This is a genomic window from Oceaniferula marina (assembly GCF_013391475.1).
Classification (GTDB): Bacteria; Verrucomicrobiota; Verrucomicrobiia; order Verrucomicrobiales; family Akkermansiaceae; genus Oceaniferula; species Oceaniferula marina.
The window spans coordinates 20,036-36,846 of the sequence record NZ_JACBAZ010000009.1 but is presented as its reverse complement, the minus strand read 5'-3'; the positions used below and the strand labels follow the sequence as shown (position 1 = coordinate 36,846).

The window sequence follows — 16,811 nt, the reverse complement described above, 5'->3', positions numbered from 1 at the left end:
CTTGTCCATGCCATCCCCCGACCATCAGACTCATACCGAGGCACGACTCGAGGGCGTGCTCTTGCTTGACCGCACTCGCCATCTGGACGAGCGAGGATGGTTCGAGGTGCTCGATGACCCGGTATTGCATGAGCGTATGGGAGAATTGGGCATGTCTTGGCAGCAGTGGAACATGTCTCACTCCAAGCAAGGGGTTCTGCGCGGATTGCATTATCAGGAAAAACCATACGGCCAAGCGAAGCTCATTCGTGTGGTGCGTGGCCGGATCTGGGATGTGGTCGTCGATCTGCGCAAGAAATCACCTACTTTCGGTCGTTGGCAGGGTTTTGAGCTTTCCGCTGATGAGCCTCAGGCTTTGTTTATTTCGGAAGGCTTTGCCCACGGCTTTGTCACTCTCAGTGAGGAGGCTGAGCTGATCTATGCCGTCAGTCGGCCGAGACACGAATCCAGCGAACGGGTGCTGCGCTGGGATGATCCTGATCTCGCCATCCCATGGCCTGTTGAAGGGCCGTCTTTGTCTGAGCGGGACCACTTGGCATCCCTTTGTATTCGTGGATTATAAATAACTCTCAATTAAACGAGTGGTTCACGTTTATTTGCTTATTGATTATATTTTTCTTTACAGGGGGCGGGTGTGAATCTAGTTCAACTCCACGCAGCGCTCATATTATTTCAAAAAATACGCATTAATTGCTTTTATTTTTGAATTGTGATCGCTAAAGTAGCGCGGTCTTGAGGGCATGGGCTTGTCTAAGAGACTCAGGCAAATGATGTCTGAACCAAATAAAATCATACTTAAATACCCCCTTATGATGAAAACGAGAACGATATTAACGATTGCTGCCTTCTTGCCGGCCGCTTCCTTTGCGAAGTGGGATGTGGTAGGTATAGGCTCTACTCACGATGATGATTATTCTGTCACTGCCTATGAGCGTGACAAAGACGGATCATACAAGATTGATAAAAAAACGGGACTTCCCAAGGAGAAGACCAAAAATTACACGGGAGGACTAGGGGGGACGAGTCGGGTTGATGCAGGTCAAGTTCAAGTTTTTAACACCATTAACCCCACGGGAATAGGGGATGCCACATCCACCTTTTTAGGGGTTTCGGATCAAGCCGGAGAATGGTGGGTTGCCACCGATTCCATGTCTCCTTGGAATAACTTTGTCAAAGAAACGGATACCAGTACCCAGCCTTCTTTTCATATGACGAATGATGTGGCGGCTGGCAGTTCTTTTTTTGTTGGATTGAGCATGCAGCATGAAATGCAAGAGTATACTTCGGAGTTTCGGGTTGCTAATAATCTATTTCCAATAGGAACAGAGGTTTACTTTGGCTTACGCCGTAATACAACTCCATCGGTTCTGTATTTGGATAATGGAGTGTTACCCGCGGCAGGACAAGACGGTCATATTGCGGTAGAACAAAACTTGACCCGGAACGGGTTTTATAACCCGGATTCAATGGAAGGTAATATCGCTGCGATGCCTGATGCCGAATTATTTGGGACACGAGAGCAATTTGAATGGATCCATTATGATGTGGGTGCTTCTCCCTCCGATGGCAGCGCTGATGATATCATTTTCACTATTAAGAAAACAGGAAACCCTTCGGTTGATGGAGTGGATGCGAATTTGATTGTGACGGATTGGGTGGCCTTGTTTGTTTTACCTGATGATCAACCTGGAATTGATTTGGAAGATGATTGGACCAATGCCGACGGTACCCTTAAAGGCGGTGTCCCTGTCTCGGAGACTGATGGCTTGGATGATTTGGTGTTTTCTTGGACTGTGGATGGTAAGGGAGGAACCGTGGGAACACCACGCTGGGATCCACCTGGGGATGATGAGCCCATCCCAGATACACCACTGACACAACTCGTGCCTGAGCCGTCTAGTGTGGCGATGCTTTTGACTGGATTTGGCTTCTTATGCTTCCGCCGTAAACGGTCAGCCGCTTAAGTGCCCGATTAGCAATTAATCATTTTTATAGGCGTAGCCGTGGTGGCTGCGCCTTTTTTATTGCTTTATTTTGATGCGAAAAATTTTATCATCGATTTGATGGCAACACCTTCCGACCTTTCTCGATCCAACCATTGGACATGGACGGATCTGGCTGCTTTGATTGTGGTTGGTGTTGTGGCAGCACTCCCTTTTTTACAAGTGGGTAGTTTTGCTTTTTTGAATTATGATGATCCGATGCATGTGGCTGCCCAGCCTGCGGTGTTGTCGGGTTTGAACGCTCAAAGTGGTGTGTGGGCAATGACGGCAACACCATCGAATCTATGGCATCCATTGACCTGGCTCTCTTACATGCTTGAGGTGTCTTGGTTTGGCGGTGGCGCGGATTCTCCGGGAGTGCACCATTGGGGGAATGTTATTTTGCATCTTGGAGCGACCCTTGGTTTTTATATTTTGCTCCGGTTGCTGAAGGTTTCGACTTGGGTTGCGGCACTGGTGGCATTGCTTTTTTCCCTGCACCCCTTGCATGTTGAACCGGTTGCATGGATATCTTCGCGCAAAGATGTGTTGTATGCGTTTCTTGCCATGGCATCGCTGGCTTGTTATTGTTGGGCGAAACAGAAAAACCTGAAGTCGGCTTATGGACTCACTGCTGTGTTGCTGACCCTTGCCTTGTGTTCCAAGCCGTCTGCCGTGGTGGTTCCGGTTTTGTATCTATTACTGGATGTGTGGATGTCCGACAGGGAGGGAGATCGTTCTCCTATTCTGCGACAGTTCTGCGGTAGCTTGAAAAGAAACTGGATGTATTTTTTATTATCTTTCGTGGTGGCAGTGGTGGCTATTTTGGTTCAATACGCGGGGAGTCATCATGCATTTATGGGACAACAGGGGCTCTGGGAGCGACTGTCGTATCTGCCGGCATCGGTCTCGTTTTATCTTCAGCACAGTTTGTATCCCAGGTATCTGACGTTCGAGTATGCGTATCCTGAAGGAATCAGGTATGGAGTTTTAACGGTCTGTGGAGTGTTGGTTTTATTGTTGGTTGGCTATGGGGTTCTGACTCGAGGGGGGCTGGTTCGGATGCGCTACCGGAGTGGAGTGATTGGTTTGTTATGGTTTTTGGTTTGTTTGGCGCCTGTGTTAGGCGTTTTTTATGTTGGTTCCGGGTTTTCAGCGGATCGGTATAGCTATTTAGCGTTAGCAGGCCTGGCTGTGCCGGTGGCACTCTATCTGGACGCGTTGCAGCGGGGGCTGAGGAACATGTCGATTGCCGTGCTGTCGATGATCGTGGTATTTTTTGCGTTGTTGAGTTTCAAACAATCCAAGGTCTGGCAAGATGACGCAGCACTTTTTACGCACGGGGTCAAGGTGGAGCCTCGGAGTGGCACGGCGCACACGAATCTGGCAACACTCTATCGGATGCAGGGCGAGGATGATCTGGCATTGGTGCATTACCAAAAGGCCTTACGGTTGCATGCCAGCCAGCACATCGTCTGTTACAACATGGCTCAGATATATGCCGGGCGGAGTGAATGGGGCGAGGCCGTGCACTGGTGTCGCCAATCGATCAAGCAGTATCCGGATTATGCGCGTGCACATAACCTATTAGGACGTTTGCTGCAAAAGCGGGGGGGCAGTTTTTCCGAGGTGTTGGCGTCTTATGAGAGAGCGTATCAGCTGGATCCAGAGCGTGTCCGCTTTGCCATGGATTATGCGCGAAACCTGGCCAGAGCGAAACGTTACACCGAGGCGAAAGAAGTGCTTCTCGATACCTTGAACCGAGACAAGGGGAGTCGGCTAGAACGCGAACAAATCACGGCTATGTTGCAGCGCTTGGAGACATACCGTTAACGTTTCTGACACGTTTGCCGTGTGTGGTGGCCTCAATAAGAGGTAGAAGAGGTTGGTTGAGAACGGGTTTGCTATTTTGTGGGAGATTGGCTTAGTGTCCAGCACCATGATATCCCCCTCCCGACGGCTCATTACGGTGGCCCTGTTTTTATTTTTTTCCGGCTTTTGTTCCTTGGCGTATCAGGTGGTGTGGCTACGCGAATTTCGATTGGTGTTTGGAGGTTCGACCTTGGCTGCTTCGGCGGTGCTGGCGGTGTTTATGGGGGCATTGGGTGCTGGGAGTTGGTTCTTGGGTCGAAAAGCGGATCAGACGAAGACGCCGGGGAGGTTTTATGCCAGGCTCGAGTTCTTGATTGGTCTTAGTGTGCTGATGAGTCCTGTTCTATTGGGCTTGGGGCAAAAGTTGTATTACATGACGGGTGGGCTTCAGTCATTGGGGACGTGGGCACTTGTGTTGCAGATGTTGATTTCGATATGGGTGATGGGTCTGCCGTGTTTTTTGATGGGGGGAACCTTGCCCGCTGCGATTCGTCTAGTGCAAACAGACGAAGATGAGGTGAGGCAGTCGAGTGCTGCGCTGTATGGCTTGAATATTGCCGGTGCCGTTTGTGGGGCGTATGTGACGAATTTTTATTTATTGGAAGCGTGGGGGAACACACAGGCGTTGCTATTGGCTGCTGGGGTCAACTTGCTGCTTGGCGGGGTAGCGTATTGGCTGGTTGCGTTGGGGGAAGGAAAACGGAAACAGGCAACAGCGGGTGAAGAAAAAGGTTCGGGAGCAGAGACTCGCAATGCCTGGGGGCTGTATTCTCTTGCTGGACTGAGTGGCTTTTTGTTTTTTGTGTTTGAAATCCTCTGGTTTCGCTCATCAATTCCACTGTTGGGTGGATCTGTTTACAACTTTGGATTGATCCTAGTTGTGGTGTTGCTGGGAATGAGTCTGGGGGGCGTGGTATACTCGCAGATGTTGAATTATGTCAGGCCGAGTTACGGCTTGTTGGCCTTGGTCTCGGTGTGTTTTGCTTTGGCGATGGCTCTGCCTTATATTTGGGGTGATGGATTTGCCCGGTTTTGCAATGTGCTGCAGAATGGATACATGGGTTATCCTTTTGGCGATCGTTTGTGGGTCTGGTTTGTGATCGCCGGCTTGTTGGTTTTTCCGGCTTCGATGGTGGCTGGGATTCAGTTTCCTTTGATCCTTTCTCTGGTCGGAAGAGGCCGGCAGGGTGTTGGTCGGCAACTTGGCAACGTCTATGCCTTTAATACCGCCGGGGCGGTTCTGGGATCGATTTTGGGTGGTTTTGTTTTGGTGCCAGGCTTGGGGATATCTGTGAGTTGGTTTTGGGCGGTGATACTTGCTTTGGCTGTGGCTCTGCTTGTGGTGCTGGGGAGTTATCGGATGCGTGAATGGAAGACGGCTTCATTGGCTGCTGTTTTGGCTGGCATGACGGTGCTGGGTTTGATTCAGGGGAGCGGCTTGTCGGTTTATTGGTTGCAGAACCCGATTGGCTTTGGGCGTTCTGCTATTCATCCCAATGAAAGCTTAGTGGAGATTGAGCATGAAAAACGAGAGATGAAGCGGGATACGATCTATCAGTTTGATGGTCGTGAGATGTCAGGATCTTTGGCGGTGGGAATGGACATGGCATTGCTAAGTAATGGAAAAAGTGACGGAACTGCCTTGGGAGATGCGGGAACGCAAATCATGCTTCCCATGTTAGGTGCTTTGCTTCACCCAGGAGAGCCGAAACAGGCATGCGTGATTGGTGTGGGAACTGGAACTTCGGTTGGTTGGTTGGCAGAGGTAGAGAGTATTGAGTCGGTTGATGTGTTTGAACTCGAACCTCATCTACTTGAATGCGCTAGGTATTACGCTTCTGTGAACCATGACATGGTGAACCATCCGAAGGTGAATGTTGTGATTGGGGATGCCCGCGAGAGTCTGATGACAAGCAAGGGCAAACGCTATGATCTGATTGCCTCCGAGCCGTCCAATCCTCAGCGGGTTGGGGTGGCCAATCTGTACACACAGGATTATTATCGATCGGTTTCCGATAAGTTGCAGGACGACGGGCTATTTATGCAATGGCTGCAGGCCTATGAAATTGAAGTAGAGAGTGTAGAGCTTATATTGGTGACCCTTCGCTCGGTGTTTCCGCACGTGTGCGCCTACCAGACCTTGGGTGGGGATGTTGTCGTTGTATGCAGCAAACAAAAACGGAAATGGAGTTTAACCAAGATGCGCCAGAAGTTTGCGCAATATCCCTTTAAGCTGGGGGTAGATTATGCTTGGGGGGTGAGGTCGATCGAGGGTGTGCTGGCGCATGCGATTGCAGGTTCGAAATATGTCGACGAATTGGCTTCTAGGAATGATGCAATCAATACCGATGATCAAAACCTGCTCGAGTTCAGGGTGGCCCGAACCGGGGGCTCGAGCGTTCTTGAGCACCCTATCCATGAGATCTTGAATGAAGCCATGAAACGGGGAATGGTGCTCGATGACTACGATGGTCAACTTAATGAAGAGCGCTATGCCTATGCAATGGCCACGGTTGCCATGACCATGGAAAGGAATACCGGAATATGGAAGGGCGTGGATTGGTTTGATAGTGAAACAGCGATTGAGAGGCACCAGTTGCTGAAGCAGTTGGGGAATAGGCTTAAGCAAGACCAAGGTTATTCCTTTGATCCGGTCAATTCGGTGGAAGAGATTATCTGGGCCAGGACGTTGGTGCAGGCCAAGCATGAGCGAAGCTTGGAATACTGCGAGCGATTTAAAGAAAGTATGCCACTGGATTATCACGCTCTTCGGCTTGTCTATTTTTGGGGTACGAGCAATACCTCTGCAGAAGATAGGGAGATCAAGGCTTTGATCAACTCATTGAACCATCACATTTGGTGCTTGCGGGGACATGTCGAGTTGTGTTTGAAGCAGCTGATTCAGCGTTTGGAAAATCCTGAGCAAATGAAAGGCCAGGAACAAGCGCTGCTTGAGAAAATGGAAAAACCATTCAATACCTACCTTGCCGAAACCTATCGGATGAGATTGCGCTGGACGCTGGCGAAACGTCTTGAAGCTGAGGACTTGCTACCAGTCATCCTTGATTACGAACCCCACTTTCCATTTAGCGATGAAGCAATGCTTCGAAAGCGGGTAGAGGTGTACCGTGAGTTGAATCATGAAAACCTGCCTGCTGCCGAGCGGGATTTGGAGTTATATAAGCTCTGGCAGTAGTTCTAGGTTACTCCTTTTCTCGGTCTTTGTTGTGCGTGTAGAACCAGGCTCCTAAGATGCAAAGCAAGGCAATAACTGCCCAGAGTCGCCAGTAGTGGTCGTCGCGGGTGTGGCGATCGATGGCACTGGCCGAGTTGCTTGCCCATTGCCGATCACTGCCACATGCAGAAAAATCGGCCTCGCGGGTATCGGCAAAATAGGTAGCCGAGCTCAGTAGGGGTTTTTCCGCTTGGAGGATGTGAAAAAATCCGGGTTCGTCTGGCGCCTGGAGTGGCGGGCGGACTTCGTTTGAATGCAGGACGGAGCCATCGAGGTTGAGTTGTTCGTAGCGGAGTGGGTGGGAGGATAGCGGGGTGTGGTAGCTGAGTTCGAGAGGTTCCCCGGTTTCGCTCATCCGGGATTCGGGCGCGATCTTTTCCTTCCTGAGTTGTTCGCAAAATCGGAGCAGAAGCACAGCGATGGATTCCTGCTTCAGGGCGTTGGACTGTTGGATGTCAAAATTGAAGAAGAGGGCTTTTTTCCCACTTTGTGGGTGGGTGCGTAGATAGATGAGAGGTCGGCTTCCCTGCCAGAGGAGGACTTCATCCGATGTCTGGTGTGGAAGGGTTAGGGAGTTTCGGGCAATCAGTGTTTGCCAGTTCAGGCCTTCGGTGAGTGGATGTTTCGTGGCGACGATCGGGCCGGTGAGGTAGGGACGCTTGCTTGCCACATCGGTAAGAAAAAAGATCAGATGATGCCGTAAGGGGGTGGTCGATGAAGTTGTAAGAACAAGATCGGAGTTGTCTGTGTTAGGTTCTGCTTGGAGTCGGGGAAAGCTGGTCAGTATTTTTTTCTTTAGTATGGCGTGGCTTGTTGGGAGTTCGGAGTGGACAAGGAGCTGTTTGCTTTGTGGTCGAACCATCGGCAGTTGGTTGTCCGGAGTGAATTCATCCGGGCTGAGCATGAGTCGGCAGCGCTCCTGACCTGCGGGGAAGGCTCCTTGCAGCGTGAAGACGGCTTTGGCGTCGAGTTGGAGGCTTTGCTTTTCGCTTGTCCCTGTGGCTGATTCCAGCCACCACTGGCAGGTTTGTGCGGTGTCCGTGTAATTGCGGATGACGGCTTTCCAGATGAGCTGCTCTTGGTCTTGGGTAAAGCTGACGCCGGTAAACCCGTAGTTGCCGATGGGGGTGCCGATAGCGAGGCAGGAGCTGTTAAATGGCAGGGGGCGCTTGAGAGGGGTGTCAGTGATGTAGCTAACCGCACCTTCCTGGCCAACCAAGCTACGGGCGATGCGCAGGCTGTGGGATGGATCGGTGGCTCCGGATGTGGGACGCCAATCGTTCAATGATGCGAGTAGGGGGTCGATATGGCTGCCGCGGTGGATGCTCTCTTTTTCGGGGGCGGACTCCATCAGCCAGACGTCGATGTTTCCTGCGTGTCCCCGGAGGCGCGTGATTTCCTGGCGAATGGTTTCGGTGAGTTTATGATGGCAGACTTGCATGGATGCCGAGCTGTCGAGAACGATCGCAATGCGCTGGGTTGATTGAGCTTTTACATAGCGGGGTTGGGCGAGAATCCAGGTGATCAGCAACACGGCGAGAATTTGCAGCCAGAGCGGGATGGATTGAATCAAACGGTCAAATCGGCGACCGCTGGAGGACTCTTTTTGAGTGCGTTGCAGCAAGAAGAGGGTGCTGACGGTTTGCACTTTTGCCTGCCGCTGCAGGAAGTGAATCAGGATGACTACCGGGATGGCGCACAATGCCCAGAGTCCGTGTTGATTGGAGAGAATGAGGTTGATGATTTTTTGAGTATTTTTGTTAGTTCGTTGTCAGGGCTCCGGATTTGAGGGCTTCTGTATTGAGTGCGGTGAGGAGCTCGGGTTCGGATGCGACTTTGGCCATCGGGGTGTTGAAACGTCTGGCGGCCTGATGCCATTGGGTAAAGTGATCGCGGTATGCTTGCCGGTATTTTTTCAGGATCGAGGGGTCGATGCGGTGCGGGTGGGCTCCCCGATGTTCGGCGTCAACAAACTCGTAGTGGCCACTCCAGTCGGGGTTGGCTTCCTGTTGAAGGTAAGGGACGAGTAAAATGGCTTTGCCGTGTTGGCGGGTGAGCTGTTGCAGGATGGGCGCTGGATCGGTATCGAAAAGCAGGTCGGAAATCAGGATGCGGACGGAGTGGGGGAGCAGCGGAAGGTTTTGCAGTTGGGGGGGCGCGGCGGGATCGGATGCAGCCATTTTATTAGCCGGTTCGAGCCATCGATGGCTGTTGATGGCATCTTCCGGGATGTGCTGGTGGTGATCGCCCTGAACGAGTTGGGTGCGGATGCTGGCTCCGGATTGAGCCGCTGACAGGCAACAAAAGTAGAGCAGTTCCGCGCATCGCTTTTCTTTCTCGGGGTCAAAGAACATGGAGTTGGATACATCGAGCAGGAGTTCGACGCTGGGCCGAACTTCCTCCCGGTACAGTTTCATGCTGTAATTGCCGGTCCGGGCGTATGCCTGCCAGTTGATGTGGCGTGGGTCATCTCCGGGGACGTAGGCGCGGTGGTCTTGGAAGTCGATGGATGACCCTGTTCCCGCGCCTTGGAACTCGCCGGCTTTACCTCGCCAGATTTGGCTGCGCAAGGGCAGACCGAGGCGTTCGGTGCAGATGTTCGCCTGGGTTTGAAGTTGATTTAACTGTGCGGGGCTGAGGCTCACGGTTGGGCGTTTTGTTGTTCGGTCTGTTGGATCTGTGGCCAGACGGGGCGGCTAATCAACAGGGCGACGATAAAGTAGCCGATGAGGTTGGCAAAGCTGAGGGTCATCAATTCCACAGAGATATCTCCACTGTTTTCGGCCATAAAGCCGAAGGCGGACAAGGGTATCCAGAAAATGATGGGGAGAATATCCAAGTTCCTGGAGATTTCATTGCAGGCGAGAACCGAGGTGAAAAGGATGCACTGGATTACGGTAAAGAGAATACCAAACCCCATCCGGTTGGTGATTTTTTTCCGAAACACTCCGAGGAGCACCGTGGTGAGATAAAGGGAGCCAAAGCCGATGTTCAGGCAGAGGATCGCATGATCCATGTCGAAGGATGCGTAGCTGGTGGGGTAATGTTGAATGGACAGGCTGAATGCAACCATCAGGTAGAGCAGGAGGGAATACATCAGGCCGGTTGCCCATCCTGGATAGAGAAAGCGCCCTAGCCATTTTCCGGTGGTCCCCAACTTGGTAAAGGGCGCCGTAACCGGAGGGACCAGTTCTGCTGATTCCGTTAGTGAAAGGAACAGGATGGGCAGGCAGAGGAAAATGGCGATGAAACAGACGGCGATGGGTTCGGCTTCAGCGAGAATCAGAATCATGGTGGTGATGCCGATCAAGATCATGGAGATGCAACGTTTGAAGGTTGCCCGGTTCTCGGCAATGGGAGCGATGATCGAGGTTCCCAGGTCCAGGCAAATCCAGGTGGTGTAGATAACAGCGAGGGTGAACCCCAGATAGACGAGCCAGTGGGTTCCTGTCTGTAGAGTGACGAGGTTGAGCACTTCCTGAAACTGATAGCGTCTGGAGGCAAAGGCCTGAACGATCAACATCAGGACAAACATCGCACCACCCAGAGGGGCGATAACCCGTAGGATGACGGAGTTCAATGCACTGAAGCCAACCGTCATGGCGGTGAATGCCATCGAGAGTAAAAAGATGGTAAGCAGGAGGAAGAGCTCGGAAAAAAGCTGCATGTCTCCAAAGAAATACCTTAGGATCAGGTAGGGGATAATGGCTGTTAGGATGAGGGCGGATTGACTAACGAGCGATACCCATTTACCGAAGGCGATTCTCCAGGCACTGAGTCGCGTCAGGCAAAGCAAGTCGATGGTGCTCCCTTTGATTTCGGTGTGCAGTGCCGAGATGCCACGCAGCGGTTGGATGATCAGGACGGCGACTGAGAAAAAAAAGAAGATGATGCGCGATAGCAGGTGACCGGCGTTGTCGTAGGATGCTCCTGCCGCGGTGGTGAGCATGATCAGGGCGAGGAAGGCTTGTAGGGCAATAAACAGACAAACAAAGCCAAGGCCCTTGAGCCCTTGACGGAGCTCTTTGACCAGCATCGGGTTGAGTTTGTCTGAGAAATCAGTGAGGCTCTTCAGCGTGGCGGTACTCATGAGTGAGGTGTGTTAGGTTGAATGGCTCTCGATTAAACTAGCTCTCCGACGGCTGATTGAGGCCAATCAGCCCTACTGACGATCATGTTCCAGTCTGCGAGCTTGTGAACGGGTGGCATTCGAGTGGGTTTACTTCAGGATGGTTGGTTCAGGATGGCTGGATGGGTACGGTGGGCTTGGGCATGGGTGGAACCTGGATGTGGTTGCCTTCATTCAAGTTGTCGATCATGTCGATGAAGGCATCTTCGAGGTTGCGTTGCTCTTTGTGGAACTCGATCACGGGAAGTCCGTCTTTGATCATGCTGCCGAGCACACTTGAGGCAGCCTGAGGGTCATCGACCCGGATTCGACCGCCGTGTTTTCTCGTTTCCACCAGTTCGGCGTAGGGAGAGGTGATGACCCAGTCTGAGAGCGCCTGGGGGTTGTCCAGCAGCTGAACATCAAAGTAGAGTCCACCCTGGGCATCGGTGCTGTGTTTGAGGGAGTCGGCATCACCGTGGTGGACAATCCTGCCTTTGTCGATGAAGAGAAGGCTGTCGCACATTTCACCTAACTCGGAAAGGATGTGTGAAGAGATAAAGATGGTTTTTCCTTCCTCTGCCAGAATGCGGATCAGGTGCTTGAGTTCGACCCGAGCTTTGGGGTCGAGGCCCGCTGCGGGTTCGTCCATGATCAGGACCTGGGGGTCGTGGATCAGGGAACGACCGAGGCATAGCCGCTGGGTCATTCCTTTTGACAGCTTGTTCGACGGTCGGTCTGCAAGTGGGATGAGATCGGCAAATTCCATAACCTCCTGAATACGGGTTTGGCGTTCTTTGCCACGGTAACCGAGTGCCCGGGCATAGAAATCGAGGTATTCGAGAACGGTCATGTGTTCGTAGTTCCCAAAGTGATCCGGCATCCAACCGATCAGGGAGCGCACTTGATGAGGGAAATTGACCACGTTGATGCCACAGATTTCCACATTGCCCATGGTGGGGTAGTCAAGGGTGGCCATCATGCGCATGGTGGTGGTTTTTCCGGCACCGTTGGCTCCGACAAATCCACAGACGGATCCATGGGGGACTTCGAAGCTGATGCCATCGACGGCCTTGAGCGGGCCGAAGTAGCGGTAGAGTTGATTGACGACGATAGCGTTATCCATGGAAAAATTGGTATTAGATTTCAGGCTACAGGCTGGGTGAGATTTCCCCGGTCAGGACGGTGGTGGTGCTGAGCCAGTCGATGGCGCTGTAGGATTCGATGGCTGGGGCATCGGTGGCGATCGCGTAGAAGCGGTTGGGTAGCAGACTCAGTTTATTCATTTGCCTGGCGTGATGGCGGGAGAATCGTTTGGCTTGTGTCTTCCACCAGGCCTGGAATTCATCAGCGGTGCTTGGGCTGAGGCTGATCGATTCGCCTTTACCGATGGCTTCGGCTTTCCACCACGATTGATCAGCTGCCTGATAGAAGACGGTGCTGAGGTTGAAATCAAAGCTGGATCGCAGGATCGGAGATCCGGCTTTGGACACTTGTTGGAGACTTCCCCGGGTAGGGCGCACGGATTGCAGCAGATGGCCATGTTCGCTGCGTGATTGATACCAGTCGCCGCTGGCTTTGAGTCCACTTTCTCCCTGGTCGATGGTGTAGTTGTTTGGAGTGGTGCCATCCACGGTGACACGCGTCCAACGTGAGGGGGCCATCGCTACCGGGCTGAGTGTTGCTGGCTCCGACGTTTCGAATGTGGCATTAAGCAGGACTCCGGTGCGGGCGATTTGCTCCTGGATGATGTAGGCGTTGTTTTCTTCCGCTTGGATTTCCATTAGAATGGTTCGATGCCCTTTGCCTCCAAATCCGTCTTGGAAAATGATGATGACGATGAGTAAGGCGCTCGCTACGAGTGAAATGAGGGGCGTAGTGATGAACAATCGGTGCCGTTGACCCGACTTGGCGAAAACAAATAGATTGATGGGGCCTACCAGGATGCCAAACCCCAGTAGGACAATAATGAAAAATCCGGTGTTGAATTGTTTTTCTTCGAGCACTTTGGAGAGCGGCCAGGAAGCACTGTAATCCTGCAGGAGATTTTGGTAAGAGGTGAGACTGGCTCCTCTGCGGGTGGCGATTTGATCAACGGTGTCGGTCGCGTTCAGCTTGTTTGATGCGGGTAGAGGGAGCAGGCTGATGGTTCCCATACTACGCTGTAGTTCGCGGATCGATCGGGCTTGGTTTTCGATTTGCAGGGTGTTGAAATTTTCTGCGTGGCTGTTGGTGTAGATAATCAGTCTTCCTCCGAAGCGGTTCCATTCGAGCATGGCAGTGCGAGCTCCAGGGTCGAGGCTGTTCCAATCGTCACTGGTGAGCATGATGATGTCCTGTCCCTGAAGGCCTCTCCAGTCGCCGGGCATGGCGGAGGGGTCAAAACTGCCTGCAAACTCGAAGTTGCTGCCGTGGCTGTAGGAAGTAGTGAGTTCGGAACTGAGGGCGGATGAATTGGGGATGTAGAGGGTGTTGGATAACAGAATCGACGGGATATCGCTGTTGAGCTCGGTATACATTCGACCGTTGCTCGACTCGTATCCGGTGGATGTCAACTTGAGCCTAAGTGCGGTTCCGCTGTCGTATCTCCCGGTTTGGAAAATCGTGCAGAGCGGGACGAGGAAGTCGTGAACTTCTTGACTTTGCGGCGGGCAGCTGCAGCTGAATGAGGAGTTCAGTCGACTACCGGATTCCGAGCCATAGGAGGTGTTGTCCATGGACGTAAACGAGAGGTTGAACTGCAGCTCGGTTGTGGTCCCATTGTTGATCGTCATACGGACAGGAGCGTATCCGAATGCGGGTAGCTTCCCTGTGAGGCAGGTGACCTCGGCCCAGGTGTTGGATTTTTCGTCGTAGACTTTGCGAGTGAGTTGTTGCTGGGCCGGGCAGGTCAGGCTGGCCAATGTGCAAACGAGCAGTGAGAGAATCAGGTATCTCATGAAGGTGGGATGTGAGGGAAGCAATGGGAAAGATAGGAATGGAGGAAGCCGTGGGCTCAAGCCTGTGGCTTAGGATGGGCGGTGAAGAACCTTCGGGGTGTCCAGGTTTTGGAAGGGGACTTCATCGAGCAGTGAATGGATGGCATCGTTGGGCGTTTTCCCTTCGACCCGTGCGTTGTAGTCGAGAATGATTCTGTGACGGAGAACGGCCGGGGCGACATACTTGACGTCTTCGAAGCTGGTGTGGGTCCTTTCATTGATCAGGGCTCGGGCTTTGGCTGCGGACGCCAGTGATAAGGCTGCACGCGGGCTGGAGCCGTATTTAATCCCGGCAGCTGCCGACGATTGGCCGGGGTGAGTGGCGTCCACGAGCCTCGCGATGTAGTTGGCAACGACATCGGGTAAAAAGATTCGTCGGACGAGTGTTAGGGTTTCGTCGAGTTGCTGGGCATTCATGACGGTTTGCACCTCAGGTTCGGTGCCGAGTTCGCGCTGGTTGACAATTTTTTCCAAGGTCTCGACATTATTGCGTGAGACTTCCAGTTTGAAGAGGAAGCGGTCTAACTGCGCTTCCGGCAGTGGGTAGGTTCCTTCGAGCTCGATCGGGTTTTGGGTGGCGAGAACAAAGAAGGGTGCCGGTAGTTCGTGGCTGTCGCCGAGTACGGTCACCCGGCGTTCCTGCATGGCCTCGAGCATGGCGGACTGGGTTTTGGGTGATGCCCGGTTGATTTCATCAGCTAACAAAATGTTGGTGAACAAGGGGCCGGGTTGGAAGACGAAGGCACGCTGGCCATCTTGTTCTTGGAGCACCGGGTTGCCGGTGATGTCACCCGGCAGAAGATCCGGGGTGAACTGGACTCGCTTGGCTTCCAGGTCCAGCGCTTTGGATAGTCCTTTGACCAGTTCGGTTTTTCCTAATCCGGGTAGTCCTTCGAGGAGGATATGGCCACGTGCCAGAAGGCCGGTGATGACGAGGTCGATGAGCTCTTCCTGGCCAAAGAGGACTTGATTGAGTGTTTGGGTTAATGAGCGAATATGCTGACTGGCGGCAGAGACTTCGGATTCGGTGGCAAATTGCATGAAAGGTGGTCAGGTGGTTGGTGTTTTGATTTTTAATGTGACTACTCGAAGAATTTTTTCAGGGCCTTTTTTTCATTCGGCAGGAGAGAGCTTTTCCATACTCGGTCGCCTCCCTGTCCCTGGTGTTGGGTAGCTCCCCCGGCGCTGGGTCCTTTTGAAGATTGATCGACGTTGTGTTGGGCGTCACTTGTTTGAAGGAGGTCCCCGGGCAGTGATTGGCTTGGGTCATTGGATTGTAGCCCTTCGTGTTTACCGGTGCCGGTGTCCTGATGTGGATCTCCAAGGACGTGTGGCGCGGTGCCGGGCCCTCGACCGACGCCTCCGCGGCCCCCTTGGTTGCCGTTTTCATCCCCTTCGCCTTCACCCTCACCCTGTTGTTGTTCCCCCCAGTTTTTTTCACCTTCCTGCCCGGGTTGTTTGAGTCCTTGGGCGTGGCGTCTCATGTTTTCCCGGATTTGATCGAGTTGCTCAGGGCTGAGTTCTTTCAGTTGCCCGGGGTCGATTTTTTCGAGCTGTTTCATTAACTCTTCATTTGGTTGCATGGCCCCTTGTTTGATGTTTTTGATGGCCTGCTGGTAGTTGTTGAGGAGTTGTTGTTGTTGTTTTTGATTGAGTTGAGATGCTTGGTGTTGGAGTCCGTTGAGTGAGCGTTCGGCTTGGTTCAGGCTGTTTCCAAGTTGTTCCTGATTGCTTTGGTGGTTTTGGGTGAGGTTGTCGGTGGCTTCCAAGCTGGAGTGGCTGAACCATGAGTCCGGGTTCTCCTGGCGAAGTTGTTCCAATTTTTTGCGCATCTCATCGAGGTAGTCTTCGTCGGCGAGTTGCTCCCGGTCGAGGCGGTTGAGGCTACTGTTGAGTTCATTCCATGCTGCAGGTTCTTGAATGATTTGTTGTTTGTCGGTTTTTGCCTGGATCGGGATCAAAAAACCACAGGCGACCAGTAAGGTGGATCCGACCAAAGGAGTCAGCAGTCGTTTCCAATGCCACTGGATTCCATCGTGAATTTGTGCCGGGGGGGCGGGCCACGGGCTGACGCCATGTTCCGCGGCGGTTAACGCATTCTTCAGGTGCATGGCGGCTTCCAAGCGAATCATCGAGTCGGCCGGTGATTCAAATCGGCGGCGAGCGATCAGCCAGCACATAACGGTGACGAGAGTGAGTATGGCCAGACTGATGGTACCCAGATGGATCGGTGCCGGAGAGTTAGGAAGTGTGCGTAGGATGAGAATGGCGCAAGAAAGGACCAGGGAGCAGGCCATCAGCGGGGTGGCGAGGGACTGAAGCCACCAGGCACGGTTGACTTTTCGAGAGGTGTGCTTGGCGATTCGTCGCCATGTTTCTTCAGCAGCCATGGGATCTTAGATTGATGTTAGTGGTTTTTGACCCTTGGGCAAGAGGAGAAGCTGAAATTATACCACTCCGCAAAACAGACGAGACGATTGATCGTTGTTGAGGTATTTGGAAAAGCACTGCGTGATCCATGAGAGTTCCGGATGAATGACTCCTTTGGCTTTGTTTCTCCTTAGTCATGGTGCCCGCACCATTCCTTCGTCGCGCCTTACCAAAGAACTCATTCATCTCGGCTATCGTCCCGTCTG

The 16,811-nt window shown here is 52.6% G+C and carries 11 protein-coding genes; 4 read left to right on the top strand and 7 right to left on the bottom strand.

The genetic code is table 11. The features are described 5' to 3' along the window. Nucleotides 1-7 precede the first annotated feature (7 nt). The 4 genes from rfbC (at nucleotide 8) to HW115_RS16735 (ending at nucleotide 7,050) form a co-directional block, all read left to right on the top strand. Nucleotides 8-562, top strand: a complete 555-nt coding sequence (rfbC, locus tag HW115_RS16750) for a dTDP-4-dehydrorhamnose 3,5-epimerase (RefSeq protein WP_178934110.1) — start codon at nucleotides 8-10, stop codon at nucleotides 560-562. A gap of 247 nt (nucleotides 563-809) precedes the next feature. After that, on the top strand, nucleotides 810-1,964 hold the full coding sequence (locus HW115_RS16745) for a PEP-CTERM sorting domain-containing protein (protein WP_178934109.1): 1,155 nt from the start codon (nucleotides 810-812) through the stop codon (nucleotides 1,962-1,964). Nucleotides 1,965-2,063: 99 nt separating this feature from the next. Further along, the gene (locus HW115_RS16740; RefSeq protein ID WP_178934108.1) at nucleotides 2,064-3,815 is read left to right on the top strand and encodes a tetratricopeptide repeat protein; all 1,752 of its coding nucleotides are present in this window, start codon (nucleotides 2,064-2,066) and stop codon (nucleotides 3,813-3,815) included. Nucleotides 3,816-3,921: 106 nt separating this feature from the next. After that, complete coding sequence (locus HW115_RS16735; RefSeq protein WP_178934107.1) at nucleotides 3,922-7,050, top strand: fused MFS/spermidine synthase; 3,129 nt, start codon at nucleotides 3,922-3,924, stop codon at nucleotides 7,048-7,050. 7 nt (nucleotides 7,051-7,057) lie between these two features. Here HW115_RS16735 and HW115_RS16730 read toward each other — a convergent pair whose 3' ends face one another. From HW115_RS16730 to HW115_RS16700, 7 genes are all read right to left on the bottom strand, one after another. Further along, nucleotides 7,058-8,821 (bottom strand): vWA domain-containing protein, encoded by a 1,764-nt coding sequence (locus tag HW115_RS16730; RefSeq protein WP_319609412.1) that lies wholly within the window; start codon nucleotides 8,819-8,821, stop codon nucleotides 7,058-7,060. A gap of 28 nt (nucleotides 8,822-8,849) precedes the next feature. Then, entirely contained in the window at nucleotides 8,850-9,734 is an 885-nt protein-coding gene (locus HW115_RS16725) for a DUF58 domain-containing protein (protein ID WP_178934105.1), read from the bottom strand. After that, a complete protein-coding gene (locus HW115_RS16720) occupies nucleotides 9,731-11,179 on the bottom strand; it encodes a hypothetical protein (protein WP_178934104.1) in 1,449 nt (482 codons plus the stop codon). The genes HW115_RS16725 and HW115_RS16720 overlap by 4 nt, the downstream gene beginning before the upstream one ends. A gap of 148 nt (nucleotides 11,180-11,327) precedes the next feature. Further along, nucleotides 11,328-12,323, bottom strand: coding sequence for an ABC transporter ATP-binding protein (locus HW115_RS16715; protein ID WP_178934103.1), 996 nt, complete (start codon nucleotides 12,321-12,323; stop codon nucleotides 11,328-11,330). A gap of 25 nt (nucleotides 12,324-12,348) precedes the next feature. Continuing rightward, the gene (locus HW115_RS16710) at nucleotides 12,349-14,136 is read right to left on the bottom strand and encodes a hypothetical protein (RefSeq protein WP_178934102.1); all 1,788 of its coding nucleotides are present in this window, start codon (nucleotides 14,134-14,136) and stop codon (nucleotides 12,349-12,351) included. Nucleotides 14,137-14,205: 69 nt separating this feature from the next. Next, nucleotides 14,206-15,216: an AAA family ATPase gene (locus tag HW115_RS16705; RefSeq protein ID WP_178934101.1), complete on the bottom strand. Its 1,011-nt coding sequence runs from the start codon at nucleotides 15,214-15,216 to the stop codon at nucleotides 14,206-14,208. A 41-nt stretch (nucleotides 15,217-15,257) separates the two neighbouring features. Then, nucleotides 15,258-16,565 (bottom strand): hypothetical protein, encoded by a 1,308-nt coding sequence (locus tag HW115_RS16700; protein WP_178934100.1) that lies wholly within the window; start codon nucleotides 16,563-16,565, stop codon nucleotides 15,258-15,260. Nucleotides 16,566-16,811: the final 246 nt, after the last annotated feature.

Excerpts from the sequence above, each read along its gene's own strand:
- HW115_RS16710 (WP_178934102.1), bottom strand. The coding sequence starts at position 14,136 with ATGAGATACCTGATTCTCTCACTGCTCGTTTGCACATTGGCCAGCCTG.
- HW115_RS16735 (WP_178934107.1), top strand. The coding sequence starts at position 3,922 with ATGATATCCCCCTCCCGACGGCTCATTACGGTGGCCCTGTTTTTATTT.
- HW115_RS16745 (WP_178934109.1), top strand. The coding sequence starts at position 810 with ATGATGAAAACGAGAACGATATTAACGATTGCTGCCTTCTTGCCGGCC.
- HW115_RS16720 (WP_178934104.1), bottom strand. The coding sequence starts at position 11,179 with ATGAGTACCGCCACGCTGAAGAGCCTCACTGATTTCTCAGACAAACTC.
- HW115_RS16700 (WP_178934100.1), bottom strand. The coding sequence starts at position 16,565 with ATGGCTGCTGAAGAAACATGGCGACGAATCGCCAAGCACACCTCTCGA.
- HW115_RS16715 (WP_178934103.1), bottom strand. The coding sequence starts at position 12,323 with ATGGATAACGCTATCGTCGTCAATCAACTCTACCGCTACTTCGGCCCG.
- HW115_RS16705 (WP_178934101.1), bottom strand. The coding sequence starts at position 15,216 with ATGCAATTTGCCACCGAATCCGAAGTCTCTGCCGCCAGTCAGCATATT.
- HW115_RS16740 (WP_178934108.1), top strand. The coding sequence starts at position 2,064 with ATGGCAACACCTTCCGACCTTTCTCGATCCAACCATTGGACATGGACG.
- rfbC (WP_178934110.1), top strand. The coding sequence starts at position 8 with ATGCCATCCCCCGACCATCAGACTCATACCGAGGCACGACTCGAGGGC.